At 53.1% G+C, this 23,700-nt stretch carries 20 protein-coding genes, 1 pseudogene and 1 riboswitch; of the genes and pseudogenes, 19 read left to right on the top strand and 2 right to left on the bottom strand.

What is annotated here, in order from left to right; all coding sequences use genetic code 11:
- The first annotated feature begins 309 nt into the window (after nt 1-309).
- Both kdpA and BMX58_RS15040 read left to right on the top strand, forming a co-directional pair.
- Nucleotides 310-1,994, top strand: a pseudogene (gene kdpA, locus BMX58_RS11465) (potassium-transporting ATPase subunit KdpA).
- Nucleotides 1,995-2,014: 20 nt separating this feature from the next.
- Nucleotides 2,015-4,948: a response regulator gene (locus BMX58_RS15040; protein WP_068624475.1), complete on the top strand. Its 2,934-nt coding sequence runs from the start codon at nt 2,015-2,017 to the stop codon at nt 4,946-4,948.
- Nucleotides 4,949-4,997: 49 nt separating this feature from the next.
- Here the strand turns inward: BMX58_RS15040 and BMX58_RS11455 are convergent, their stop codons facing one another.
- Nucleotides 4,998-6,191 carry a cation:proton antiporter domain-containing protein gene (locus BMX58_RS11455; RefSeq protein WP_068624473.1) on the bottom strand — a complete coding sequence of 398 codons (1,194 nt, stop codon included), beginning with the start codon at nt 6,189-6,191 and terminating at the stop codon, nt 4,998-5,000.
- Nucleotides 6,192-6,244: 53 nt separating this feature from the next.
- Nucleotides 6,245-6,320, bottom strand: a riboswitch (Fluoride riboswitch).
- 244 nt (nt 6,321-6,564) lie between these two features.
- On the opposite strand from BMX58_RS11455, the gene BMX58_RS11450 reads away from it, so the two are divergent.
- The 12 genes from BMX58_RS11450 to BMX58_RS11395 all read left to right on the top strand — a co-directional run bounded on the left by BMX58_RS11450 (nt 6,565) and on the right by BMX58_RS11395 (nt 17,922).
- On the top strand, nt 6,565-7,332 hold the full coding sequence (locus BMX58_RS11450) for a hypothetical protein (protein ID WP_131814085.1): 768 nt from the start codon (nt 6,565-6,567) through the stop codon (nt 7,330-7,332).
- A 2-nt stretch (nt 7,333-7,334) separates the two neighbouring features.
- Nucleotides 7,335-7,799: a hypothetical protein gene (locus BMX58_RS11445; protein ID WP_068624469.1), complete on the top strand. Its 465-nt coding sequence runs from the start codon at nt 7,335-7,337 to the stop codon at nt 7,797-7,799.
- A gap of 100 nt (nt 7,800-7,899) precedes the next feature.
- Entirely contained in the window at nt 7,900-8,565 is a 666-nt protein-coding gene (locus BMX58_RS11440; protein ID WP_068624467.1) for an SIMPL domain-containing protein, read from the top strand.
- Between the two features lie 223 nt (nt 8,566-8,788).
- Nucleotides 8,789-10,237 (top strand): UDP-N-acetylmuramoyl-L-alanyl-D-glutamate--2,6-diaminopimelate ligase, encoded by a 1,449-nt coding sequence (locus tag BMX58_RS11435; protein ID WP_068624465.1) that lies wholly within the window; start codon nt 8,789-8,791, stop codon nt 10,235-10,237.
- A 311-nt stretch (nt 10,238-10,548) separates the two neighbouring features.
- Complete coding sequence (gene purB / locus BMX58_RS11430; protein WP_068624463.1) at nt 10,549-11,934, top strand: adenylosuccinate lyase; 1,386 nt, start codon at nt 10,549-10,551, stop codon at nt 11,932-11,934.
- A complete protein-coding gene (locus tag BMX58_RS11425) occupies nt 11,931-12,431 on the top strand; it encodes a GNAT family N-acetyltransferase (protein WP_068624461.1) in 501 nt (166 codons plus the stop codon). Before purB ends, BMX58_RS11425 begins: the two co-directional genes overlap by 4 nt.
- Nucleotides 12,432-12,445: 14 nt before the next feature.
- Nucleotides 12,446-13,267: an amino acid ABC transporter substrate-binding protein gene (locus BMX58_RS11420; RefSeq protein ID WP_068624459.1), complete on the top strand. Its 822-nt coding sequence runs from the start codon at nt 12,446-12,448 to the stop codon at nt 13,265-13,267.
- Between the two features lie 96 nt (nt 13,268-13,363).
- Entirely contained in the window at nt 13,364-14,035 is a 672-nt protein-coding gene (locus BMX58_RS11415; protein WP_068624457.1) for an amino acid ABC transporter permease, read from the top strand.
- Between the two features lie 10 nt (nt 14,036-14,045).
- On the top strand, nt 14,046-14,789 hold the full coding sequence (locus tag BMX58_RS11410) for an amino acid ABC transporter ATP-binding protein (protein WP_068624456.1): 744 nt from the start codon (nt 14,046-14,048) through the stop codon (nt 14,787-14,789).
- A gap of 56 nt (nt 14,790-14,845) precedes the next feature.
- Nucleotides 14,846-16,012: an amidohydrolase gene (locus BMX58_RS11405; protein ID WP_275425231.1), complete on the top strand. Its 1,167-nt coding sequence runs from the start codon at nt 14,846-14,848 to the stop codon at nt 16,010-16,012.
- Nucleotides 16,000-17,361: an MmgE/PrpD family protein gene (locus BMX58_RS11400; RefSeq protein ID WP_084254011.1), complete on the top strand. Its 1,362-nt coding sequence runs from the start codon at nt 16,000-16,002 to the stop codon at nt 17,359-17,361. Before BMX58_RS11405 ends, BMX58_RS11400 begins: the two co-directional genes overlap by 13 nt.
- Nucleotides 17,362-17,712: 351 nt before the next feature.
- Complete coding sequence (locus BMX58_RS11395) at nt 17,713-17,922, top strand: YdbC family protein (protein ID WP_068624454.1); 210 nt, start codon at nt 17,713-17,715, stop codon at nt 17,920-17,922.
- A 283-nt stretch (nt 17,923-18,205) separates the two neighbouring features.
- Here the strand turns inward: BMX58_RS11395 and BMX58_RS11390 are convergent, their stop codons facing one another.
- Nucleotides 18,206-19,411 carry an MFS transporter gene (locus tag BMX58_RS11390; RefSeq protein ID WP_068624452.1) on the bottom strand — a complete coding sequence of 402 codons (1,206 nt, stop codon included), beginning with the start codon at nt 19,409-19,411 and terminating at the stop codon, nt 18,206-18,208.
- A 189-nt stretch (nt 19,412-19,600) separates the two neighbouring features.
- Between BMX58_RS11390 and BMX58_RS11385 the strand changes: the two genes are divergently transcribed.
- The 5 genes from BMX58_RS11385 (at nt 19,601) to ypfJ (ending at nt 23,550) form a co-directional block, all read left to right on the top strand.
- A complete protein-coding gene (locus tag BMX58_RS11385) occupies nt 19,601-20,152 on the top strand; it encodes an O-acetyl-ADP-ribose deacetylase (protein ID WP_068624450.1) in 552 nt (183 codons plus the stop codon).
- Entirely contained in the window at nt 20,152-20,535 is a 384-nt protein-coding gene (locus BMX58_RS11380; RefSeq protein ID WP_068624449.1) for a zinc ribbon domain-containing protein, read from the top strand. Before BMX58_RS11385 ends, BMX58_RS11380 begins: the two co-directional genes overlap by 1 nt.
- 107 nt (nt 20,536-20,642) lie before the next feature.
- On the top strand, nt 20,643-21,470 hold the full coding sequence (locus BMX58_RS11375; RefSeq protein WP_068624448.1) for a DUF975 family protein: 828 nt from the start codon (nt 20,643-20,645) through the stop codon (nt 21,468-21,470).
- Nucleotides 21,471-21,514: 44 nt separating this feature from the next.
- On the top strand, nt 21,515-22,264 hold the full coding sequence (locus BMX58_RS11370; RefSeq protein ID WP_068624446.1) for a beta/alpha barrel domain-containing protein: 750 nt from the start codon (nt 21,515-21,517) through the stop codon (nt 22,262-22,264).
- Nucleotides 22,265-22,668: 404 nt separating this feature from the next.
- Nucleotides 22,669-23,550 carry a KPN_02809 family neutral zinc metallopeptidase gene (gene ypfJ, locus BMX58_RS11365; RefSeq protein ID WP_068624443.1) on the top strand — a complete coding sequence of 294 codons (882 nt, stop codon included), beginning with the start codon at nt 22,669-22,671 and terminating at the stop codon, nt 23,548-23,550.
- Nucleotides 23,551-23,700: the final 150 nt, after the last annotated feature.

The following is a 23,700-nucleotide window of genomic DNA, read 5'->3' as shown; positions in this document are numbered from 1 at the left end:
AGTCTGCTTACTTAAGATATTGAACCGCCGTGTACGGAACCGTACGCACGGTGGTGTGAGAGGTCGGAGCCTGTTGGCTCCTCCTACTCGATTTGAAAATGAAACCGCCATCTATATGCAATCTTAACACCGCTGTATATTTCCTTTGCACTTTCTTAACGCGGTTTGGCAGTATGATGGACTTATGAAAAAACTTTAGTATAAAAAGTTGGGAGTGGGAATAGTGGGTATTGTGTCCATCTTTGCCTATTTATTGGGAGTGAGCTTATTGCTTTATTTATTTTATGTCTTGTTTAGGGGTGAAGATCTATGAGTTTCATAGTTGTGCAATATTTCGTTTTCTTCGTATTGTTGGTGTTGCTTGCAGTTGTTGTCGGAAATGGAATCTATAAAGTGATGGCAGGGGAAAAAATGCTACTCACGCGGGCCCTTGCACCGATAGAACAGGCTGTATACCGGCTCATCGGAGTCGATGAAGAAGAACAGATGGACGCGAAGACCTATGCCCTTGCAGTCGGCCAATTTTCGCTTGCTGGGTTTGCCGGTTTATGGATGCTTTTGATGGTCCAAGGTTTCCTGCCGTTGAATCCTGAAGGGAACGCCGGGATGTCCTGGGATTTAGCGTTGAACACCGCAGCCAGCTTCATTACCAATACGAACTGGCAAGCCTACGCCGGGGAAGCCAGCCTTTCCTATCTGTCGCAGATGCTCGGGTTGACGGTACAGAATTTCCTTTCTGCAGCTGTCGGACTTGCTGTTCTTTTTGCAGTGATCCGCGGATTGGTTTTAAAGGAAAGCGAAGCAATCGGTAATTTCTGGAAGGATTTGACGCGGGCCATCCTGTACATCCTGCTGCCATTGGCTACCGTCTTGGCTGTTTTACTTGCATCGCAGGGCGTCATTCAGACTTTTCAAGGCGCACAACAAGCAACCGCTTTGGAGACCGGAAAACTGTTCTCTATTTCTTTAGGACCGGTAGCGAGCCAAGCAGCCATTAAGGTGCTGGGGACAAATGGGGGAGGTTTCTTCGGAACGAATGCAGCCTATCCTTTGGAAAATCCGACAGCCTTATCGAATGTACTGCAGATGCTTTCCATCTTGCTGATACCTGTATCTTTGCTTTTCACTTTCGGCAAAGCCGTGAAGGACAGGTTGCATGCACGGGCCCTTTTCATCACGATGGCGGCATTATTCGTGGGTCTGTTGGCTTTGTTGACCTACAGTGAATGGTCGTTTGGCCCCATATTTGAAGGCGTGCAGGCTGGCGGAAACATGGAAGGGAAAGAAGTGATCCATGGAATTGGCGGATCGGCGCTCTGGACTGCAGCAACAACAGCGACTTCCACGGGAGCGACCAATTCCAGCTTGTCCAGCTATACCGCATTGGGGAGCCTAGCGCCCTTGTTCTTGATGCAGTTAGGCGAAATCGTCTTCGGCGGCATCGGCTCGGGTATCTATGGGATGCTGGCTTTTGTGTTGCTGACTGTATTCATAGCGGGATTGATGGTCGGACGGACACCGGAATATCTGGGCAAGAAAGTCGAACCATTTGATATGAAGATGGCCAGCATTATCATTTTGACGCCGTCGCTGTTGAGCTTGATCGGAACGGTCGTTGCCAGTGTGCTGCCTATGATTACGGAGTGGCTGCATACTTCTGGAGCGCACGGTTTTACAGAAGCACTCTATAATTACACCTCACTCGCCAACAATAACGGGAGCAGCTTTGCGGGCTTCGAGTCGGATACATTATTCACCAATTTGGCTGGGGCAGGCATCATGGTGATTGCGCGCTTCGTGCCGATGATCGCAGCCATCTATTTAGCAGGCAATTTCGCTGAAAAAAACAGGTCGCTGTAACCGAAGGGACGCTCTCCACAAGCGATGGCCTGTTCACGGCTTTCCTGTTGGGTGTCATCCTCATCATTGGGGCGCTGAGCTACTTGCCGGCATTGACGCTGGGGCCGATTGCAGATTTTTTTGCCACACGATAACGATGAGGGGAAACTAAAAAATGGAAAATAATGCCATATCAAAAGATATATTATTGGATGCAGTCAAACAGTCATTCAAGAAGCTGTCACCGAAAATACAAGTGCGCAATCCGGTCATGTTGGTCGTATACTTGGGCGCCATCTTCACTACTATCCTGTATTTCCTGTCGTTGGCGGGAACAAAGGATGAGTCTTCGGGCTACACGTTCATCATCACGCTGATACTGTGGTTCACGGTGCTCTTTGGGAATTTTGCGGAGTCGATAGCTGAAGGCCGCGGCCGCGCACAAGCGGACACACTCCGCAGCGCCCGCTCCGATGTCCAAGCGAAAAAGTTGCGGACGAAGGAAGACCATGACAAGTTTGAGTGGATCATCTCAAGCAGCCTGAAAAAAGGCGATTTGGTCTTCGTGGAAGCCGGAGGTCAGATCCCCATGGACGGAGACGTCGTGGATGGAGCGGCATCCGTTGATGAGAGTGCCATCACTGGCGAGTCAGCACCGGTCATCCGCGAATCCGGTGGCGACAGAAGCGCCGTGACGGGCGGGACAACCGTTTTGTCCGACTGGCTGGTCATTTCAGTGACGGCGGAAGCCTTTCATTGCAAATGGACAGCTGTCCATGTGGCGACTGGAGACGAAAGCAGGCTGTCTCCGCAACAACAGAATGACTTGGAGGAAAACATGAATTTGGCGGAAAAGTTGGGTGCCAGGACATTGATTTTACATGGAAATGACGTTGCTGAAGCATTGGCGGAATTTGCCAATATGTCGGGGATCACAAATATCGTTATCGGGAAGAGCAAAAAGAAGAAAAGCATCCACAGTTTATGGGAAAATGATTTTGAGGACAGACTCATTTCCTTGTTGGACAAAAGCGAGATCCATATCCTTTCTAACAACGACCCAGATGGTTCCCAAGGGAGGGCGCTCCGCAGTTTCCCATTCAAGCGATGGTTGAGTTGGTGGACCTTATCCAGCACGCAGACGAGCAAGATGTTGGGTATTTTATTTGTGACTACCGTTATTTCTTATCTGTTGAAATCCTGGGGGGTGGAACAGCATAATCTGGCAATGATTTATCTGCTTGCAGTCATCCTGACTTCGCGGGCGAAGGATGGATATGCTTATGGAATTGTTGCTTCCGTGGTCAGCGTGCTTTTGTTCGATGTCCTTTTCGTAGATCCGATTTTTCATTTCAAAACAAATGATCCATCTTATTTGATCACCTTTTTGATATTATTGATCATCGCTCTGATAACCTCAAGCCTCATCACGAGTTCGCGGAACCAAGCCAGTCTGATAGTGGAGCGGGAGCAGCGTCTGCAGGTCTTGTATGATATCAACAGACAGTTGCTGAGAACACGAGGACTAGACAGCATCGTTGCCAGTGTGAATGACTATATCAGCCGTTCGTTCAATCGCCCGGTTGTTTTTTATGCCGGCGACGAAAGGGGAGGCATCCCTAGGATCTCAGTCAGTAGCTCAAATAGAGCAGAGGCGGACTACCTGCTCACCCGGGACGAGAAAGCGGTCGCCAATTGGGTGTTTTTGAACAACAAAATTGCCGGATCAGGTACGGATACGCTGAGCGGAGCGGATGGTTTTTACATGCCGATTGCATCCGAAGGGAACGTCTTGGGCGTAGTCGGCATCGGCTGCAGAGAAGGTGTCGTGAACCATGAAAGCCGGTCGACACTCCAGATGATTTCTTCGCTGATAGCTTTAGCTGTTGAGCGTCAACAGTTGTCAGATCAACAAAGGGAAACGATTGTGGAAAATGAGAGGGAAAAGATGAGGAGTAATTTGCTCCGCTCCATTTCCCACGATTTGCGGACACCGTTGACTGGTATTTTTGGGGCAAGCTCAGCCATGCTGGAAAACGAAGGGGATTTCGACAAAGAGACTCAGCATAAGTTGCTGTCTTCGATCCAGAGCGAAGCGCAGTGGCTGATTCGGCTTGTGGAAAACCTTCTATCGGTTACCCGTATTCAAGAAGGTTCGGTGTCCGTAAACAAAACGGATGAACTCGCTGAGGAAGTCATTTCCGATGCGCTCAGCCGGGTCAAGAAAAGGTTTCCGAAACGCAAGTTCAGAGTCAGCATTCCCGAAAAAGCGCTGTTTGTACCAATGGATGCCACGTTGATCATGCAAGTGTTGATCAATCTGATGGAGAACGCCATTACGCATTCCCCGGATGATTCTGTCATCGATTTATTCTTGCATAAAAAGAACGGGGATGCCGTTTTTGCTGTTGTCGATTACGGAGAAGGAATTTCGGATGAACAGCACATTACGGATTTTTTGACCGCTATCCTGCTTTCAAATGATTATTCTGTCCTGAAGGCGGCGAGAGGTAAGGAAGGGATGGCGCTGATGACCTCATATAATCCGGATTTGGTTCTGTTGGATCTTGGCTTGCCGGATATGGATGGGATGGAGGTCCTGAAAAGGATCCGTACCTTCTCCGCTGTCCCTGTCATGGTCGTATCCGCGCGCGGGAATGAACGGGAAAAAGTTGAGGCGCTGGATTGCGGTGCGGACGACTATGTCACCAAACCATTCAGCACTTCGGAATTGCTGGCTCGCATCCGCACTGCCTTGCGGCATAGCCTGCATCAGATGAACAATCCGGCATTGCCAGAGGGCAGTTTCAGTGTCGGAGAATTGACGATCGATTATGAAAAGAGGAAAGTGACCGTGAGGAAGAACGAGGTCCATTTGACTCCCAACGAATACAAAATAGTTGTCCTGTTGTCGCAGTATGCGGGAAGGGTACTGACGCATGATTTTATCACGAAGGCGGTTTGGGGGCCGTATATGGATGAGAACCGGACATTGCGGGTAAATATGGCCAATATCCGCCGGAAAATAGAAAAAAACCAAGCGCAACCGGAATATATCCTGACTGATATTGGAGTCGGTTATCGCATGGTCGAAGAATTGGAAGAATAAGAAAAGATACGCCTCTAAAAGCGCTTATGCGCAAAAGGGCGTATCTTTTTTAATTTCTGGATGCTGCATCCTTCGTCAATAAGGCTTTGTAGGTCCGGTCGATGAAAGTGGCTCCAATCGGTGCGGTCAGGACAATCGCCAAGACAGCAACGCTCAAAATGATGCTGCCCGCTTCGACTCCGGCCGCCAAAGGAATCGATCCGATGGCGGCCTGGACCGTGGCTTTCGGCGTATATGCCATCGCGGAGAAAAGGCGTTCCTTCGCATTCAGGCTCGTCCCCGAAACCGCCAGGAAAACTGCCAGCATCCGGAAAATCAAGGCTCCGAAAATCAAAGCGACAGCCGCGAAGCCGGCGCCTCTCAAGGCCGTGATGTCGACGGCGGAGCCTACCAACACGAACAGGAAGATTTCCGCTGCGGACCAGATTTTCGAGAATTTGCCATTGAGGCGTTTGGCCAATTCCGGCCGTTTTTTCAACAAGGTGGCCCCGACAGCCATGACCCCGAGCAAACCAGAGAACGGAATGAATTTGGCGAACGAATCTTCCGCCGTCACCAACAGGAAGCAGGCGCTCAGCACCAGCATGACTTTCATCGTGTCGCGGATGTGGAATGCCTTGAAGAGCAACACGAGACCCAAGCCCACAAGCAAGCCGCCCAACAGACCCAATACGATGGAGACCGGAACGGAAAGCAGCGTAATCGCCTGGAAACCGCTGCCGGTGTACATGCCCATGAACGAGGTGAACAGGACGATGACATAGACGTCGTCGACGGATGCGCCGGCCAGGATCATCTGCGGAATCCCTTTGGCTTTGCCGTAGCCGCTCTCGATCAGCATGATCATGCGCGGGACGACGACCGCAGGCGAAACGGCCCCGAGGACAGTGCCGAGGATGGCGGCCTCCAACAGCGTGATGCCCAACAACTTAGGCGCCAAAAGTATGACTGCCAGGATCTCGAAGGTTGCCGGCAAAAAGGTCATCAGCAAAGCGGGGCGGCCGATCCTTTTGAGATCCGCGAGTTCCATCGTCAGACCGGCGCGCACCAAAATGACGATCAAAGCAATTTTGCGGATGTCCGCGGAAATGGCCAGCAGTTCCGGCGCCATCAGATCCATTCCGTAGGGACCCAACAGGATGCCGGTCAAAATCAAGCCCAACAAGCCAGGCAGTTGGAGCCGGGTGAAAAGCGAACTGAGCAGAAAACCAAGGATAAGAACAAGAGCGATACTGTAAATCAAAAGTTACACCTCCAAATGGTTGCCGCCAAAAAAAGCCGATGACGGACTGCGCCTATTGCGCAGAAGTCATCAGCTTTGATAAGCGGTTTAAGCGATTGGCTAGGGGAGACACTCAATTCCCTCGTTTATAGATAAAATGATAGCATGTTTTCGGAAAGCAGACAAGCGGAAACAGAATCCGCTTACTTTTTCGGCCCCTGCTTTCACTGCTGAGACGGATATTGTCAAAATTGCGATAATGGGCTAAAAATGATAGGATAAAAGTAAGCAAATTGCACAATTCAAGTTTGGGTACCGGCGGTGAGGAACTCAGTATATTTCCCAATCTGCCACTCCGGTCCGTTTTTCAATCGAAAAATATGAGGTGACGTGTGTGAATGAAGTGAACAGAGAGAAGCTTGTGGGTGAGTTGAGGAGTGTTTCTGGCTTGCTGGGTATTGTTTTCTGTGAAGAAGGGGAGCGGGGATCGGAACCCGTTATCTTGCTGTACCATGTGCCCGAAGAACTTTTCCGGCAGGAATTGGAACAGGCAATCCGCCGATTGGGTGATGGCGGTATGCTGATCGATTACAATTTAAGGGAAATCGGACTTGTGGATCAGGCCATCGTGGAGTGCCTTGAAGGAAGGATCACTGTCCAGCACGTCAGCGGCCATCCTTTCGGCATTGTGAACAGCAGCTATGCGGCTGAAATCCATTACGGCCAGATTCTCTGGGAAGCACCGGATCATGCGCTGTCAGCGTTGAAGGGAAAACTTGCGATGCAGGAATCGTATCCGGAAAAGTTGCGCCAGGCGACAGTCACTTATTTCATGAAAGAAGCATCGTTGCTGCTTGCAGACGGCCGGAATTCCGCCTTGCAGGGGGATATCCACTTCGTCAGCGCCAGCTTCTCCCATGCGGTCAGCTCCTGGGTGCAGGTCATCCATGCCTTGAACGGGCAGTTCCTGCTGGGCGAAAAGGGCGGCCTGAAGCGCGCGAACCAGTTGCCGATAGGCCCGAAACAATTCCGCCTGCGTGTGAATCAGATCTATCGCTATTTCGCCGCCAACAATCCGAGTCTTGCCTATTGCGAAATCGATATGCTGGAAAGCGAAATGAATACGTTGGTCAGACCTTTTGCTGGACCTAGGGAGGGTTGATTATGAAATTTTACGATGATCATCAGCAAAAAGTGAGGCATCAATTTGGCTATTACAGTGTGCTGGTGATGACAGCGCTGCTGCTTGTTTATGTCTCAATGCCGGAAGACCAATTCGGCGGGATTTCCTCCCAGAATGCGATCAAGATCATCATCATGATCACTGCCCTTTTCTTTTCGGTGAATGTTGTTTATCGGCACGCTTTCTTTGACCAATATACGCGCCGACCGTTCTGGAGCAACGCTTTCTTTTTGGCGATGGCCGGGCTGCAGGCGCAGCAGGCTTATCAGCTGTATCAGCTGGGCAGGGCCCTCCCTGAGCCGATCAATAAAATGGAATTTTTGATGCTGCACAGTCTGCAGATAGCCCTGTACCTTTCGATCCCTTTGACGTATGGCGTGCGCAGGCTGATCGATCGGCTAGCAGCAAAGGAACAGAATAAGGAAAAATCCCGACAGTCGTCCTGAACGGCTGTTTTTTTCTGCACGCAGTCATTGATTTTTGCGAAACCTTTCTCCGCATGCTAGGCTTAAGGAAATGAAACCAATCGAAAAGGGGACGACTCAAATGGAAACATCAAAAATGACTGTCAAAGGCAAGGGCTTCGCCAGCGCGCCGCCGGATGCCATCGCCATCTCGCTGCAGTTGGAAGGCATCAAGGACACGTACGAATTGGCGATGCAGCATGCCGCTTTGGCGCTTGAGCAAGTCCGGGAAACACTGTTGCCGCTCGGATTCCCGAAAAAGGAGATCCGTTCCACGCACTTTTCGATCGACAGCGCGTATGAGCACCGGAACGATTTCCGCGGCGAAAGCAAGCGTTACTTCCTCGGTTACCGCTACCGCAACGACCTGAAGATCACTTTCGGGAACGACAGCAAACGCCTCGGCGAAATCCTCTTGGCGCTGTCAAGCTGCGAAGCGGACCCGGAATTTTCGGTCTATTTTTACCTGAAGGATCGGCAGGCGGTCGAACAAGCTTTGCTGGAGGATGCCGTGCGCGACGCCAAGGAAAAGGCCCGGATCTTGGCTGCTGCAAGTGGCGTCCTGCTCGGTAAGATTTTGGCGGTCGATTACGATTGGGGCGAGATCGAAGTGCGCTCCCGTGTCTATGCGGCCTCTTCGAAGATGGCCTACGAAAGCGCCCCGATGATCGATCTCGAGCCGGAAGACATCAGCAACAGCGATACGGTGACGGTCGTCTGGGAAATCCTGAATACGCAAAAGGGCTGACGGACATGGCTTGTGTAATCGCTAAAGCATATTTGAAAGTCCGAAAACTATCCTAATATTTTTGCGCCTACCCAGTGGATTCTGCAACATAGCATTATCGGAAAACGCCCCTGATGTTGTATCCTATACAAAGCAACGCGTGTTTCTTATGAAAATTCATAAAAACTTCGCATTTGGTAAGTATACTGAAACCCGCCAGAAACAACATCAAAGGAGCAAGTCCATGAAACTGAAAGAAATGTTGTCTGATTATCAGCTGGGAGAGCAGCCGAGGTGGGATGGAGAACAAATAATCACCGGCATCACCGACAGTTCCAGGGACATCACGGAAGGAAGGGTATTTGTCGCCATCGCCGGCTTCGAGCAGGATGGCCATGATTATATCCGGCATGCAATCGAGCAAGGGGCCGCTTTGATCGTCGGCGAACATGATTGCCCGGAGACTCTGCCGATCCCATACCTGAAAGTCGCCAACAGTCGTCAAACGCTGGGGCAGTTGGCGGATAAATTCTATCGCCATCCTTCCGGCAGGAAGCGTATCATCGGCATCACCGGCACGAACGGAAAGACGACGACCGCTTTTTTCCTCAAGCGCTTGCTGGAGCAGCAGGGGTTTGGCGTTTCGATGATCGGCACCATCTATAATGAAATCAACGGCATCCAATATCCGACGCTGAACACAACGCCGAATGCCGAAAAAGTGCACGAGTTGATTGCAGCGTCAAACGATGACTTCGTCGTCATCGAGGTGTCTTCGCACGGGCTGATCCAGTACCGTCTCGAAGGCGTCGCATTCGACTACGCCCTGTTCATGAACCTGCAGCATGACCATCTCGATTACCACAAAACGATGGAGGCTTATTTCGAAGCCAAGGCGCTTTTGTTCGCCAAGCTGAAGCCGGATGGGAAAGCGGTCGTCAATACCGATGATGCCGGGGGATTGGAGTTGGCGCAGCGTCTGGTCGCCCAAGGGATACCGGTCATCACCGTGGGCCATCAGGAAACATCCGTTTTGTCGATAAAAAAGATGACGAATCAGGCAGTCACATTGGCCGTTTCGGACGAGACGGCGGCGCTGGATCCGCACATGCCCGGCGAACACAATCTCTATGATATCGCGATGGCGGGCGCCGTGATCCGGGAACTCGGCTATCCGTTGGCGGATATCACGGAACAGATGCGCTCTTTTGCGGGCGTGCCGGGGCGTTACGAAATCGTCCATCTGAAGAACGGTGTCCATTGCGTCATCGATTATGCGCATACGCCGGAAGCGGTCCGCTCGATCCTGACCTCGATGCAGCAGGAAGGCGCGGAGCGGATCACGCACATCTTCGGCTTCCGCGGCGGCCGGGATGCGTCGAAGCGGGATGAAATGATCGCGGCTTCGGCCGGCCAGAGTGCGCGTTTGGTCTTGACGACCGATGATCTGAACGGCATTCCGGAAGAGACGATGGAACAGGAGTACTTGGGTTACCGGGAAAGTTCCGCAGGGCTGAATAAGGTCGATGTCATTATGGACCGGACATTGGCAATCCAAACTGCAGTAGCCGAGGCTCAAGCAGGCGATTGGATCCTTTTGACCGGGAAAGGCCATGAGAAATACAAGACCGCCCATGCTTTGCCGACTTCCTCCGACAAGGAAACGGTGCTGTACCTGAAGAATTCAGAATAAATAGAATAGATGATACCGGAAAGGATCGAAAAGCACTGTGATAATGGGTGTTTTTTCGATTCTTTTTTGTGGAGAAGGAGCCGAAAAACGGTGAGGGCTGCTTGGTCGGGAAACAGGTGCAGAACGACTGTTTAATTCCCGGCGAAGGCCCCCTCGTCGGGAATAAAGTGCACGGGTGTTCGATTTTTCCTATCAAAACTGTTCGGAAATGCGAAATATGCCAATCCGCTTTGAAATGGTAAGCTAGCAGAAGCTAATTTCTGTTCATTTTGAACGGAAATTCGGACATAAATTGGGGGAGGAATCAGACAATGGCATCACATGTGATAGATATGATCATGATGAGGAATAATTTCGGGACGGAAGCGATGAGAGGCGTCTGGTCGGAGGACAATCGGCTGCAGAAGCATCTGGATGTCGAAGCCGCACTGGCGCTTGCGGAAGGGGAACTGGGCTTGATTCCGCAAGCTGCGGCCGAAACAATCGCTTCGAAAGCGAAAGGCGAATACGTCAATCTCGAGGCGCTGGCGGCGAGCGGGGCGAAGCTGAAGCATTCGCTGATGCCGACAATCAATGCCTTGCAGGAATTGAGCGGGGCTGACGGCGAATACGTGCATTTCGGTGCGACGACGCAAGATATCGTCGATACGGGGACAGTGCTGCAATTGAAGGAAGCGCATCAAATTTTCATCAGCGAACTGGAAGAAATCGCAAGCGAATTGGCCCGTCTTTCCGAAAAATACCGCACAACACCGATGGCCGGACGCTCGCACGGGATGCAAGGCTTGCCGACGACATTCGGCTTCAAGATGGCGGTTGTCCTCAGTGAAGTTTTGCGCCATCTGGATCGCTTGAAGGAAAGCGAAGACCGGATTTTTGTGGGCGGCATCGCCGGAGCGGTCGGAACCTATGCCTCCTTCGGCGACCAAGGTCCGGCTGTCGAAACCGCTGCATTGAAGCGCTTGGGTCTGCATACGCCGGACATCTGCTGGCAGTCCTCGCGCGACCGCATCGCCGAGTACGCCAGCATCATCGGCCTGATCAGCGGCACGCTCGGAAAGGTCGGCAATGAATTCTACAACCTGATGCGCACGGAAATCGATGAAGTCGAAGAACCTTTCACGGCCGGCAAAATCGGCTCCTCGACGATGCCGCACAAACGCAATCCGGCGGCATTCGAAGGCATCGCCAGCCTGACGCGTCCGATTTTGGCGAATGTGTCGCTGATCCAGCAGTCGACGATGGTCGAGCATGAACGCGATGCGATGACCTGGAGGGGCGAATGGATCGCTCTGCCGGAAATCTGCATTTACCTTTCCTCGCAATTGGCCAACACAAAAGCCGTCCTGAAAGGCTTGGTCGTGAAGCCGAAAAACATGCTGCGCAATCTGAACCTGCAAGGCGGTCTGCTGCTGTCGGAAAGGATCATGTTCATCCTGTCCGAGCAGTTGGGCAAACAGACGGCACACCATCTGGTCTATGAATTGTCGATGGCGGCGGTCGAGGAGGAACGTTCTTTCCGCGATGTGCTCGTCGAAAATGAAACGGTGCGCCAGCATCTGAACGAGACTGCTATCGCTGACCTGCTCGATCCGGAGACCTATCTCGGATCGGCGCCGCAGAAAGTCGATGAGGTGCTGAAGCGCTTCGCAGCAACCGGTTTGGGAGCCGCTGCAAAAGGAGCGGATGCAGTATGACGCAGACTTTCCGTTTGGCGCAGGCAGTGGACGCACCCGCATTGGCGGAACTGCTCAGACAAGCCTACGTTTCCAACACCGAACTGGGCATCCATTTCGCCGCTGCGCACGCGGACGCGCAAGCCGCAGAAAAACACATTTCCAACAACGTCTGCTACTTTCTGGAGGAAGGCGGCCGCTTGTTGGGGACGATCTCTTTGCGGATGCCTTGGGGCCCGAATCCGGGTCCGGCCGGGCTGCCGCACATCGGCTGGCTGGCTGTCTCGCCCACTGCCGGGAAAAAAGGCATCGGCAGCCGCCTGTTGGACTTCATCGAACAGGACATCGCCCGCGACCAGCTGAAATGCCCGGCGCTTACCTTGGGAACGGCGGTCGAGCATCCGTGGCTGCCGCAGTTTTATGAAATCCGGGGCTACGAAAAATTCGCCGAGGCCGACCTCGGTTTGGGGCACATCACCGCTTATTTCAAAAAAACAATCATAAAATCTTTCAAATAAAAGGGGTAATAGAAATGAAAAAATTGATGGCATTGGCATTTGCAGCGACAGTCGTACTGGCTGGCTGCGGAAACGGCACGACAACGGACAGCTCGGCAAGCAGCGCAACGAGTTCCCAGGCAACGACGGAAGAAAAAGTGCTGCGCGTAGGAGCAACCGGTCAAAGCTATCCGAACGCATACCGCGAAGGCGAAGAACTGGTCGGCTTTGATGTGGAAGTGATCGAGACGGTTGCAGAAAATCTGGGCTACACAGTGGAGTGGACACTTTCCGACTTCAGCGGCGTGATGGGGCAATTGGAAACGGACAAAATCGATACAGTCGCGAATTTCGTGGCGAAAACAGCGGAACGCGAAGAGAAATTCCTCTTTTCCGATACGTATGCGTATGCCGGGGCAACGATCGTGACGCACACGGACAACGCCGACATCAATACGCTCGAAGACCTGAAGGGCAAAACAGTGTCCGGCGTATTGGGTTCGAACAACGTGAGGAACCTGCAGAACTTTGACACGAACGGTGAAATCACGATCCGCACTTACGAAACACGCGACGGCGCAATGAGTGACGTGGTGGCCAAACGTGTCGATGGCTATGTGAATTCCAAAGCTTCCCTGATCGCGGAAATCGAAAAGAACAGTCTGCCGCTGAAGTTCGTCGGCGAGCCGTTCGTCTATGAAGACATCGCTTTCCCGTTCACGAAGACGGCGCGCGGCGAAGAACTGCAGTCCGAAATCAACGCCGAAATCGCCGAATTGCGCGAAGACGGCACACTGAAAGAACTATCCGAAAAATACTTCAGCCAAGAAGACATCACCGTCAAAGCCGGAGAATAGGAAGAAAAGCGGAACGGGTCCACCCACCCCTGATGCAGTCATATATTTTGAATATTGTGTACGTTCATGCACACCAAAGAAAAGAGTGAAACACAGATGAATTTTGATTTTGCCTATGTCCTGGAAGTGATCCCTGCGATCATGAAATACGTTCCGTTGACCCTGTTCATGTCAGTATTGGCGATGGCAGTCGCCATCGCGATCGGTATCCTGTTGGCGGTCACGAAGGAAAGCAAAACGCCAGTGTTGCGCGGCTTCACGAGCCTCTACTTGTCCTTCTTCCGTTCCGTTCCGACATTGGTGCTGCTGTTCATCATATACTACGGCATGCCGCAACTTTTCCCTGCCTTGACCACGATGCAGGCCGTAACAGCGGCCGTCATCGGCTTAGGCATCAAGCAGGGGGCGTTCCTGGCGGAAATTTTCCGCGCAGCCATCATCTCCGTCAACAAGGGGCAGATGGAGGCCGGCATTTCCGTGGGGATGTCAAAATTCCAGACAGCCTACCGGATCATCCTGCCGCAAGCCGCCGAAAACGCCTTGCCGGGGACAGGCAACACCTTCATCAGCCTGATCAAGGAAACCTCGCTGGCGTTCTCGCTGGGCGTCACGGAGCTCTTTGCCGAGGCCAAGATGATGGCCTCATCCTCCTACAAATTCCTGGAGAGCTACTTGGCGGTCGCGTTGGTCTATTGGGTGCTGATCATCCTCTACACCTATCTGCAGCGCCTGTTGGAAGAAAAACTGAGCAAACCGTACCGGACCTAGGGGGGATACAATGATAGAAGTAAAAAGTTTGAAGAAAAAATTTAACGAGTTGACCGTGCTGAATGGAATCGATATAGTAGTGGAACGAGGGCAAGTATTGGCGATCATCGGCCCTTCCGGTTCCGGGAAATCAACCTTCTTGCGCTGCCTGAATTTCCTTGAGCAGCCCGATGCAGGCTTCATCAAAATCGGCGAGGCGACATTGGACGCGGAAAACTACACCAACAAAGACGTCCAGCAGCTGCGCCGTCAAACGGCCATGGTCTTCCAGAACTACAACCTGTTCCGGAACAAAACCGTGCTGCAGAATGTGACCGAAGCATTGATCGTCGCCCAAAAAATGCCGAAAGCCGAAGCCGAAGCGACTGGAATCGGCTTGCTGGCGAAAGTCGGCCTGAAGGAGAAAGCCGACAATTATCCGGCGACGCTTTCTGGCGGACAGCAACAGCGCGTCAGTATCGCCAGGGCTTTGGCGGTCAATCCGCACGCCATCCTCTTCGATGAGCCGACCTCCTCGCTGGATCCGGAATTGGTCGCCGAGGTGCTGCAGGTGATCAAATCGATCGCCGACCAGCAGACGACGATGATTATTGTGACGCACGAGATGGACTTTGCCCGCGAAGTCGCCGATCACGTCATCTTCATGGCGGACGGCAACATCGTGGAACAAGGGCCGCCGGAAAGCCTGTTCGGCGATCCGCAGCAGCCCCGCACCAGACAATTTTTGAAACAACTAGGAAACAACGAAAGCTGAACGGGTTCGCTCAGCCCTGAATCAGTCAGTGAACCATCGAAAGGGAGAATGATACCATGACTGCAATGCAAACAGAAACGAACACCGCAACGGAACTCTATAAGAAGCTGGTCGCTTACCGTCGCGAACTCCATGTACACCCGGAACTTTCCGGCAAGGAATTCGCGACGACCGCGCGGATCCGCCGCTGGCTGGCGGAGGAAGGGATCACGATCCTGGATTACCCGCTGGAGACGGGTCTGATTGCGGAGGTCGTGGGCTTGCTGCCTGGTCCGACCATTGCGTTGCGCGCGGATATCGACGCTTTGCCGGTAAAAGAAGCGACCGGTCTGCCGTTCGTTTCCGAAACGGAAGGGCTTATGCATGCCTGCGGACATGACTATCATACAGCTTCCATGATCGGAGCGGCAATCCTGCTTCAATCCAAAAGAGCGGCTTTGAAGGGGACCGTCCGCTTCATTTTCCAGCCAGCCGAAGAAATCGCGCAAGGGGCGAAATGGGTCGAAGAAGCCGGCGCACTCGAGGGCGTCTCCGCCATCTTCGGCATGCACAACAAGCCGGATCTGCCGGTCGGAACGGTCGGCATCCGTGAAGGCGGGCTGATGGCCAGCGCGGACCGGTTTGAGCTGGAAATCCACGGAGTCGGCGGCCATGCCGGCATACCCGATTCGGCCATCGATCCGATCGTCATCGCCAGCCAGATCATCACCGGCCTGCAGACGATCATCAGCAGGAATACGAGCCCTTTCCATAATGCCGTCATCAGCATCACCCAGATCCACGGCGGCAACTCATGGAACGTCATCCCCGAAAAAGTCTATATGGAGGGGACCGTCCGCGCTTTCCAGAAGGAAGACCGCGAGAAGATCCCGGCTTTGATGCGCCGGACAGCGGAAGGGATCGCGGCCGCATTCGGCGCCATTGCCGATTTCCGTTGGCACCCGTACGTTTCCATCGTGGACAATGATGCCCGCTTCAAGGCGATCATGGAAGAAACGGCTGCCGAACAGGGCTACCGTTGGGTAGAACCGAAACCGGTAGCCGGCGGAGAAGATTTCGCGCATTACCAGACGCTCATCCCCGGTTTTTTTGTGTTCATGGGTGTCGAGGGTACGCGCGAATGGCACCATCCTGAGTTCAATCTCAAGGAGGAAGCCTTGGCGGTCGCCGCGGACTATTTCTCGGCTTTGGCGATCAAGGCGCTGGAAAGATGGGAAGCTTGATCGGATCCACGGAAAAACTGGTTGCTGAAGTTCTGAAGGCGACGCCGACAGCCGATGTAGCCGCTTTGCGCGAAGCCAAACGCGGCATCCTCGATTATCTGGCCAGCGCCTATGCCGGCAGGGACGATGCAGGTGCAGTCAAATTACTTGGCGCCATCGAAGCGGAAGGCGGGCGTCCCATCGCGGCTTTGATCGGCCAAAACAAGCGGGCGAACCGGCGGCAGGCGGCTCTCGTGAACGGATTCTTGGGCCATGCCTTGGATTATGACGACGTCCATTCCGACGTCCGCGGCCATCCCAGTTCGGTCATCCTGCCGACGCTCTTCGCCTTGGCTTCCGGCCGCGAAATTTCCGGCAAACAATTTCTCGATGCCTACATCCTCGGCGTCGAGGTCATGGCCCGGCTTGGCCGAGCGATCGGAACGGCCAGTTACCTGAAAGGATGGCACAACACCTCCTTGCTCGGGGCCGTTGCTGCTACATTCGCGGGAGCGCGTCTGCTCGGATTCACAGCTGAACAGACACAAAATGCCGTTGGGATCGCCGTCAGTCAGGCTGGCGGACTGCGGGTCCAGTTCGGCACGGAAATGAAGCCGTTGCATGCCGGGCTTGCCGCGCAACAGGCGGTCCAGGCGATTGAATGGACCCAACAGGCCTTCCGCGGAACCGATGCGGCGCTCGACTCAAAAATCGGTTTTCTGCATGTGTACGGCGGAAAAGCAGCGGATGAAGCCGCCCGGACCGCATTGACCGAGGATTGGGGGAAAACTTGGCGGATAGCCGCTCCCGGTCTCTGGTTCAAACGCAACCCGTTCTGCTCCGCTGCCGCCCATGGCGCGGACGCCGCGCTGGAGTTGGCGCAGCTGCACGTGGATGCCGCAGCTATCGAAAAGATAGACATCGTTTTTCCGCCCGGCGGCGATGCGGCTTTGATCCATACCCGCCCGCAGACCGGCGAACAGGGGCGCTTCAGCATCGAATATGTCGTCGCCTTGGCGTTGCTGGGTCAGCCATATACGCTCGCGAATTTCAGTTCTGCCCCTGTCTCGTCTGAAGCCGGAATGCTGATGGAAAAAATGTCCAGATGCTACGATGCGGACCATAAACCGGATCCGCAAGCCATCCCGATCGGCCGCTTCACGATCGTCAGGATCATGCTGACGGACGGAAGTGTCCACAGCCGTGAAGTGAGCGTGCCGACGGGTTCTCCGCAGGCGCCATTGACGGATGCGGAGTTGGAAAACAAGTGGCGCGACTCCGCACCGGATCAGGATAAAGCCGAGCGTTTGCTGCAGGCGATCCGCGGTTTGGAGAATGCTTGGCTGAGCGGATTGGAAGAATTACTGTAGAGACCAAGGATCCTCCGGAACCACGCAAAAGCGCTGTTCCGGAGGATCTTTTTTTTTCAGGTCGGGGAACCCCCACTGCTGATAGACCCAGCATCTGTCGACTGGAAGCCCAGGATGGCACTTTGAATACCCGAGAGACCAACCATCTGTCGACTGGAAGCCGGGAGAAGCGTTCGGAACGACCGACACGAACTCCAGACCGGCCCAAAACAAAAACAAAAACGCGTCTTTCAATAGTCCGCGGATATTTCTAATGCACCGCAATTTGCGTTATAATGAAGGGGTAAGCTGCCGATCCGAAGGCCGACCAGGCGGCAGTCCACACATTCGAAAAAAGAAAGGATCCTCCCTATGGCAGACATCACCTTTGAAATCGTCGAAGAACTCGGCGTACTGTCCACATCCGCAAAAGGTTGGACGAAAGAATTGAACTTGGTCAGCTGGAACGGCCGGCCGCCAAAATACGACATCCGCGAATGGAGTCCCAACCACGAAAAGATGGGCAAAGGATTGACGTTCAGCGAAGAAGAGATGGCGGCCCTCGCCAAACTGCTGAAATAACCAAAGAGGCTGCACCGCACGTACGGGTTGGCGAAACCAACATGAACGTGCGGTGCAGCCCTTTTGTTCGGGCACTGCACTTCTGATCAGAATTAGCCCGCCAAAACCTTGCTGGCGGGGAAACACAGTTCGAATCCTACTCAGTCTCCCCGCCAAAATCAGCTTGGCGGGGAAACACAGCTACGCACGACACGAGATTCCCCGTCAAAACCGTTTAGGCGGGGACTGCCTTCGCTGTCGCCGTCTCCTTCGCAAACCCGAACGATTCGTATGCAGCGCTTCATTAAGCACGGTTTTCCTCGTTGCGTTTCCCGCGTCGATAGAAAAGAAACATCAAAAATGCCGAAAGCAAGGCAGTGACCGCACCGAAGTAGAAAGGCACCCGATTGTTGAACGTATCATAGAGCCAGCCGCCGATCAGGCTGGCCGGAAGCAGCGTCATTCCCAGAAGTGCATTATAAAGGCCCAGTCCGGTGCCTTTCTTTTCCTTGCCGATGATGTCGGAGACCAACGCTTTCTGGATGCCGTCCGTCGCGGCGCTGTAAAGTCCGTAAAAAGCGAACAGGATGACGATCGCAAGCGGAGTAGCGGCTTTGCCGAATCCGAAATAGATCAGCGCGAACATCAGATAGCCGCCGATGATGATGCGTTTGCGGCCGATTTTGTCGGATAATTTCCCGAGCGGTACGGAGAAGGCGACCGAAACAGTATTGAACACCAGGTACATGATCGGGATGAAGGCATCGCTGACGCCGACGTCACTTGCCTTGATCAGGAGCAAGGCATCCGTCGAGTTCCCCAGCGTGAAAAGAAAGACGATCAGCAGAAACAGATAGAAATCCTTAGGGAAATCGCGGAAAGCCAATTTCCCGAGCCGCTCCGACTTGGCGCGTTTGGCTTCTTTCACAAAGAAGATGATCGACAGCAGCCCCAGCAATCCCGGGATGGCTGCAATCAGGAAGACGCGCCGATAATCGCCGGGGAAGGCAGCCAATACGGCAAAGGCGATCAGCGGACCGACGATGGCGCCGCTGTTGTCCATCGCCTTATGGAAGCCGAAATTCAGGCCGGCATTGTTGTTTTCCTCAGAAGATCCGGCTACAAGGCTGTCACGGGGCGCCGTGCGGATGCCTTTGCCGACGCGTTCGATGAAGCGGATCGTGAGGACCTGCAGCGGGGTTGCAACGAAAGCGAACAGCGGGGAAAGGATGGCGGTGATGCCGTAGCCGATGATCATGAACGGTTTGTTGCGGCCGATTTTGTCGCTCCACCAGCCGGACAGCGACTTCAGGACCGAAGCGGTGCTTTCGGCAATCCCCTCAATCAGGGAAATTTCCGTTTTCGAAGCTCCCAATGTCGTCAGGAACAATGGCAGGATGCTGTAGACCATCTTTGTCGTCGTATCCGTCAGGAAACTGGTCAAGCCGACAAAGAAAATATTGCTTTCGACACCGAGGATCCTTTTATGCTTGTTCTGGTTGTCCGCCATTTCGAAAACCTTCCTTCCGTGTATTTCGTCACCTTCATTTAATTCCTTTTTTTCGCAAAAGTCTAGCGGAGCGACCGCGCGTAGCCGACCGTTTTGGATGATTCGGCCAAATGGATAATCCGCCGGAATTTTGTTAAAGTGTACTTGTCGAAATGTCCAGACTGAATGGGTTCTGAGGGAGGAATCGAAATGAAAGATTTGCAGATCAATCAAACGAATTTGCGCTTGGCAAAAGGGGACATCACCCGCTGCGAAGTCGATGCCATCGTCAATGCCGCCAACGAAAGCCTGCTCGGCGGAGGCGGCGTCGACGGGGCTATCCACCGCGCCGCCGGGCCGGAACTGCTGGCTGCGTGCCGCCTTTTGAACGGATGCCGTACCGGCGACGCAAAATTGACGCCAGGCTTCCGGCTCAAGGCGGCTCATGTCATCCATACGGTCGGTCCGGTCTGGCGGGGCGGAACGCACGGCGAAGCGGAATTGCTGGCATCATGCTACCAAAAGTCGTTGGAATTGGCGGAGGCCAACGGAATCCGCACGCTTGCCTTTCCGGCGATCAGCACCGGCATTTACGGCTACCCGCTGGATCGGGCGACCGCAATCGCTGTCGGGACCGTCCGAACATACTCGGAAAACCATCCGCAGACGATCATCACTGAAATCACTTTCGTTTGCTTTGACGATGCGACGTTTCGTGCATACGAGCAGGCATTCGAAGAATCAGAAAGGGGAACCGATTGATGTTTTTATTTTTTGACGTGTTGCCGTTCCGCAAGCAACTTGAATACAGCCAGACGATCACATGCAGCCGCTGCGGCCATTTTGGACGCTATGAAGTCTATCTCGTGGGCAATCGTTTCCGGCTTTTTTTCATTCCGATTCTCAGCTTCGGGAAAAAATATCTCGTCCGTACGACCTGTTGCGACACGTGGTATTTGCTTGATCCGAAAATCGGCAAAGCGATCGAACGGAAGGAAACGGTCTCGATCCGGGAAAGCGATCTGCAACTGTACCAGACAGGCGAACCGATTGAGGGCAGATGTCCGAACTGTGGTGCCTCCTATCCGCAAGGCGCGCATTTTTGCCCGAATTGCGGAGCGAAAGTCGACGAACACGAACGCTGACGGATTGTTAAGGAAATAAATGAAAGGCAATTATCTGAAAGCGTTGCAAATTGTTCAATTATGGTATACTAAAGTTATCGAAATTTGTAAGGGGTGGTCATAATTATATGCTAACGAACAAAGAAATCAGATCCACAGCTCGAGAATATCTACGCGGCAATTATAAAATGGCAGTCATCAACCTGATCCTCATCACGATCGCGAACAGCGTGCTGCAATCGGTGGTCAGGACGTTGACCGGAGAGAGCGCCTTGAACATGCGGATGACAGGAGAAACCTTGCCGAATTGGGATTCTGTCTTCTCGATGCAGTATTCGCCGTTCCAGACGACCCTGAATGTGGTTCTTTCAATCATCGTGGCGCTGATCATCGGCTCCATGCAGATGGGGAATGAGTGGGGCTACCTGGATATGCTGGACGGGACGCCGCTTTCGGCAGGCCATCTGGTCAAACCGTTCGAAAATCAGCTGTCCAAAACGTTGGGCGTGCTTGCGCTGCAGGCCGTCTACGTCATTTTATGGTCCGTGCTGCTCGTCATACCGGGCATCATGAAGCTCTATTCCTTGGCATTGTCCAACTTCATCTATTTTGATAATCCGGATATGAAGACGACGGACATCCTGAGGCAGAGTGAAGCCTTCATGAGAGGCAAGAAGATGAGGCTTTTCCAATTGGATCTTTCCTATCTGGTCGTCTACCTGATTCCGGTTGCGCTTTTCTTGGGGATCGGGGTCTCCGCGTTTTCGATGTATGCCGGAGCGGCGAACGCTGATTCCGATGCGTTATTGTACCAAGCGTTATTGCTGGTAGGGTTGATGCTGGCGGCTTTCGCGATTTTCGGAATCCTGACCTTCATCGTGGAGCCAAGAAGAAAAGCCGCACGCGCAGTGTTCTATTCGGAAGTCCTGAAGGAAGAAAACCTCAGCATCGGCTGATTTGCCGTAGATTTCGACACATTTTTCAGTAAAGGAGCGAAACAATGGAACCAAGAGTCAAACGGGAAGCACCCAGCATCACAACCGATTTGCGCAGTGACACGGTCCAAGTTCCTAGCGTGATTCGGAACTGCTCCGGTATCCGGATTTTCGGGAAACGGATCAAATCCCTGATTTTTACGACGGATATCGCGATCATCCTGAACAACGATGCGGATGCCGTCATCGCGGTTTATCCATTTACCCCGCATCCGGCGGTCATCCAAAGTATCGCGAATGTCTCAACGATTCCGATTCTGTCCGGTGTCGGCGGCGGGACGACCCAAGGCAAACGCAGCGCCAATATTTCCTTGTTTTCGGAGGCGCAAGGCTCCTTGGCGGTCGTCGTCAACGCGCCGACTCCGATCGAAACGATCAAACAGATCGAAGAAGCGGTCGATATCCCGATCGTCTGCACCATCGTGACGGAATACATGGATATCCAAGCCCGGCTGGATGCCGGCGTCGATATCCTCAACGTCAGCGGCGGGAAGGACACGGCCTACATCGTGAGCCGCATCCGCGAAAATTTCCCGGATGTTCCGATCATTGCGACGGGCGGCCCGACGGATGAAACCATCTTGGCGGCGATTGATGCGGGGGCTAATGCCATCAGCTGGACGCCTCCTTCCAACGGCGAACTGTTCCGCCGCAAGATGGACAAGTACCGCAACAAAGAAAAAGAACGCTACATGCAGGAACACCAGGGCTTGACAATCGAAGAAGTCGAAAATCTGGAAGAGCATAAAGATTAGGCAAGAGACTGGGACTAAACTCCCAGTCTCTTTTTGTATCCGAACATAGTGTGCGTAAACGCGGGACAGAACGCAGCCCCTGGCTCCACTTCACGAACAATGCTCGAATGGCCTGCAGCCATTCTGCGCTTGTTCGCTCCAGTGGTCCGGAGCTAAACGCGTTCTGTCCTGCTCTCTTTTTTTGCAGTCCTCCGATAAATGGAGTTGTAGGGTATCTTGCAGCATTATTGGAAGCAGAATCCGCTTCGGAAACGAGCCGCTTCAGGTGTATTTTTTTTAAATTATCCGCACATACTATATAATGAGTGTATCAAAGCAATCGATTTTCGGATTGGGGCAAAGGTCAGATGAATTTGCTGAACTTCAGCCACCGATGCGAAAAATAGAATATTGGAGGTATCCTTATGAAGTGGAAGGGTGGAAGGAGAAGTTCGAATGTTGAAGACCGACGCGGCAGTGGCGGTTTTTCGACGGGTGGCGGCGGTCTGGGCATGAGCGGCATGGCAGGCGGCGGAATCTTTGGGATCATCATCATGATCATCATCGCCCTCTTTGGTGGCGGCGACCTGTTCGGCGGTGGCGGCAGTACGCCGACTGAAACACCGCAGACAGGCATCACCGAAACAAGCAATAAGACCGAGGACGAGATGGCTGAATTCGTATCCGTCGTATTGGCTTACACGGAAGATGCCTGGACACAGGAATTTGCCAACAACAATATGGCGTATGTCGAGCCGACATTGGTGCTCTTCAGCGGTCAGGTCCAATCAGCCTGCGGGGTGGCCGGCTCCCAGGTCGGACCGTTCTATTGTCCGGCCGATCAAAAACTGTATATCGACTTGAGCTTCTATGATCAGCTTTCGCAGGAGTACGGCGCGTCCGGCGACTTTGCGATGGCCTATGTCGTCGCCCATGAAGTCGGGCACCATGTCCAGAACTTGCTGGGCATCATGGATCAGGTACAGAGCGCCCGTAACCAGCTCAGCGAAACGGAATACAACGAGCTGAATGTGCGTTTGGAATTGCAGGCCGATTATCTGGCTGGCGTTTGGGCAAGGTATGTCCAGGATCAGGGGGTTCTTGAAGAAGGCGACTTCGAAGAAGCCTTGCAGGCAGCTTTTGCCGTCGGGGATGATACCTTGCAGAAACAGTACCAGGGCTATGTCGTGCCGGACAGCTTTACGCACGGTACTTCCGAGCAACGGATGCGTTGGTTCACGAAAGGCTTCGAGACTGGCGATCTGAGCGCTGGAGATACATTCAATATCGGCTATGACGAACTGTAGGGAAAGAAGTCATGGGGCTGTCTCGTAATGAGATGGCCTTTTTTTGCGCACGCTGACAGGAGGAGCACGGTGAAAACTTGGCAACGGATCCATCTGTTTGACAGGGATATGGACGAGGGCTATAATATGGGTTACACATGAATGGTTGTT

The sequence above is a fragment of the Trichococcus ilyis genome, assembly GCF_900109135.1.
Lineage (GTDB): Bacteria > Bacillota > Bacilli > Lactobacillales > Aerococcaceae > Trichococcus > Trichococcus ilyis.
The sequence above is the reverse complement of the archived record's forward strand: the minus strand, read 5'-3'. Positions and strand labels throughout refer to the sequence as shown.

Bases quoted from the DNA above. Each gene is read 5' to 3' on its own strand.
- BMX58_RS11380 (WP_068624449.1), top strand. From the start codon at position 20,152: ATGTTTTTATTTTTTGACGTGTTGCCGTTCCGCAAGCAACTTGAATAC.
- BMX58_RS11425 (WP_068624461.1), top strand. From the start codon at position 11,931: ATGACGCAGACTTTCCGTTTGGCGCAGGCAGTGGACGCACCCGCATTG.
- BMX58_RS11405 (WP_275425231.1), top strand. From the start codon at position 14,846: ATGACTGCAATGCAAACAGAAACGAACACCGCAACGGAACTCTATAAG.
- BMX58_RS11415 (WP_068624457.1), top strand. From the start codon at position 13,364: ATGAATTTTGATTTTGCCTATGTCCTGGAAGTGATCCCTGCGATCATG.
- BMX58_RS11435 (WP_068624465.1), top strand. From the start codon at position 8,789: ATGAAACTGAAAGAAATGTTGTCTGATTATCAGCTGGGAGAGCAGCCG.
- BMX58_RS11395 (WP_068624454.1), top strand. From the start codon at position 17,713: ATGGCAGACATCACCTTTGAAATCGTCGAAGAACTCGGCGTACTGTCC.
- BMX58_RS11385 (WP_068624450.1), top strand. From the start codon at position 19,601: ATGAAAGATTTGCAGATCAATCAAACGAATTTGCGCTTGGCAAAAGGG.
- BMX58_RS11445 (WP_068624469.1), top strand. From the start codon at position 7,335: ATGAAATTTTACGATGATCATCAGCAAAAAGTGAGGCATCAATTTGGC.
- BMX58_RS11400 (WP_084254011.1), top strand. From the start codon at position 16,000: ATGGGAAGCTTGATCGGATCCACGGAAAAACTGGTTGCTGAAGTTCTG.
- BMX58_RS11370 (WP_068624446.1), top strand. From the start codon at position 21,515: ATGGAACCAAGAGTCAAACGGGAAGCACCCAGCATCACAACCGATTTG.
- BMX58_RS11375 (WP_068624448.1), top strand. From the start codon at position 20,643: ATGCTAACGAACAAAGAAATCAGATCCACAGCTCGAGAATATCTACGC.
- purB (WP_068624463.1), top strand. From the start codon at position 10,549: ATGGCATCACATGTGATAGATATGATCATGATGAGGAATAATTTCGGG.
- ypfJ (WP_068624443.1), top strand. From the start codon at position 22,669: ATGAAGTGGAAGGGTGGAAGGAGAAGTTCGAATGTTGAAGACCGACGC.
- BMX58_RS11390 (WP_068624452.1), bottom strand. From the start codon at position 19,411: ATGGCGGACAACCAGAACAAGCATAAAAGGATCCTCGGTGTCGAAAGC.
- BMX58_RS11410 (WP_068624456.1), top strand. From the start codon at position 14,046: ATGATAGAAGTAAAAAGTTTGAAGAAAAAATTTAACGAGTTGACCGTG.
- BMX58_RS15040 (WP_068624475.1), top strand. From the start codon at position 2,015: ATGGAAAATAATGCCATATCAAAAGATATATTATTGGATGCAGTCAAA.
- BMX58_RS11440 (WP_068624467.1), top strand. From the start codon at position 7,900: ATGGAAACATCAAAAATGACTGTCAAAGGCAAGGGCTTCGCCAGCGCG.
- BMX58_RS11420 (WP_068624459.1), top strand. From the start codon at position 12,446: ATGAAAAAATTGATGGCATTGGCATTTGCAGCGACAGTCGTACTGGCT.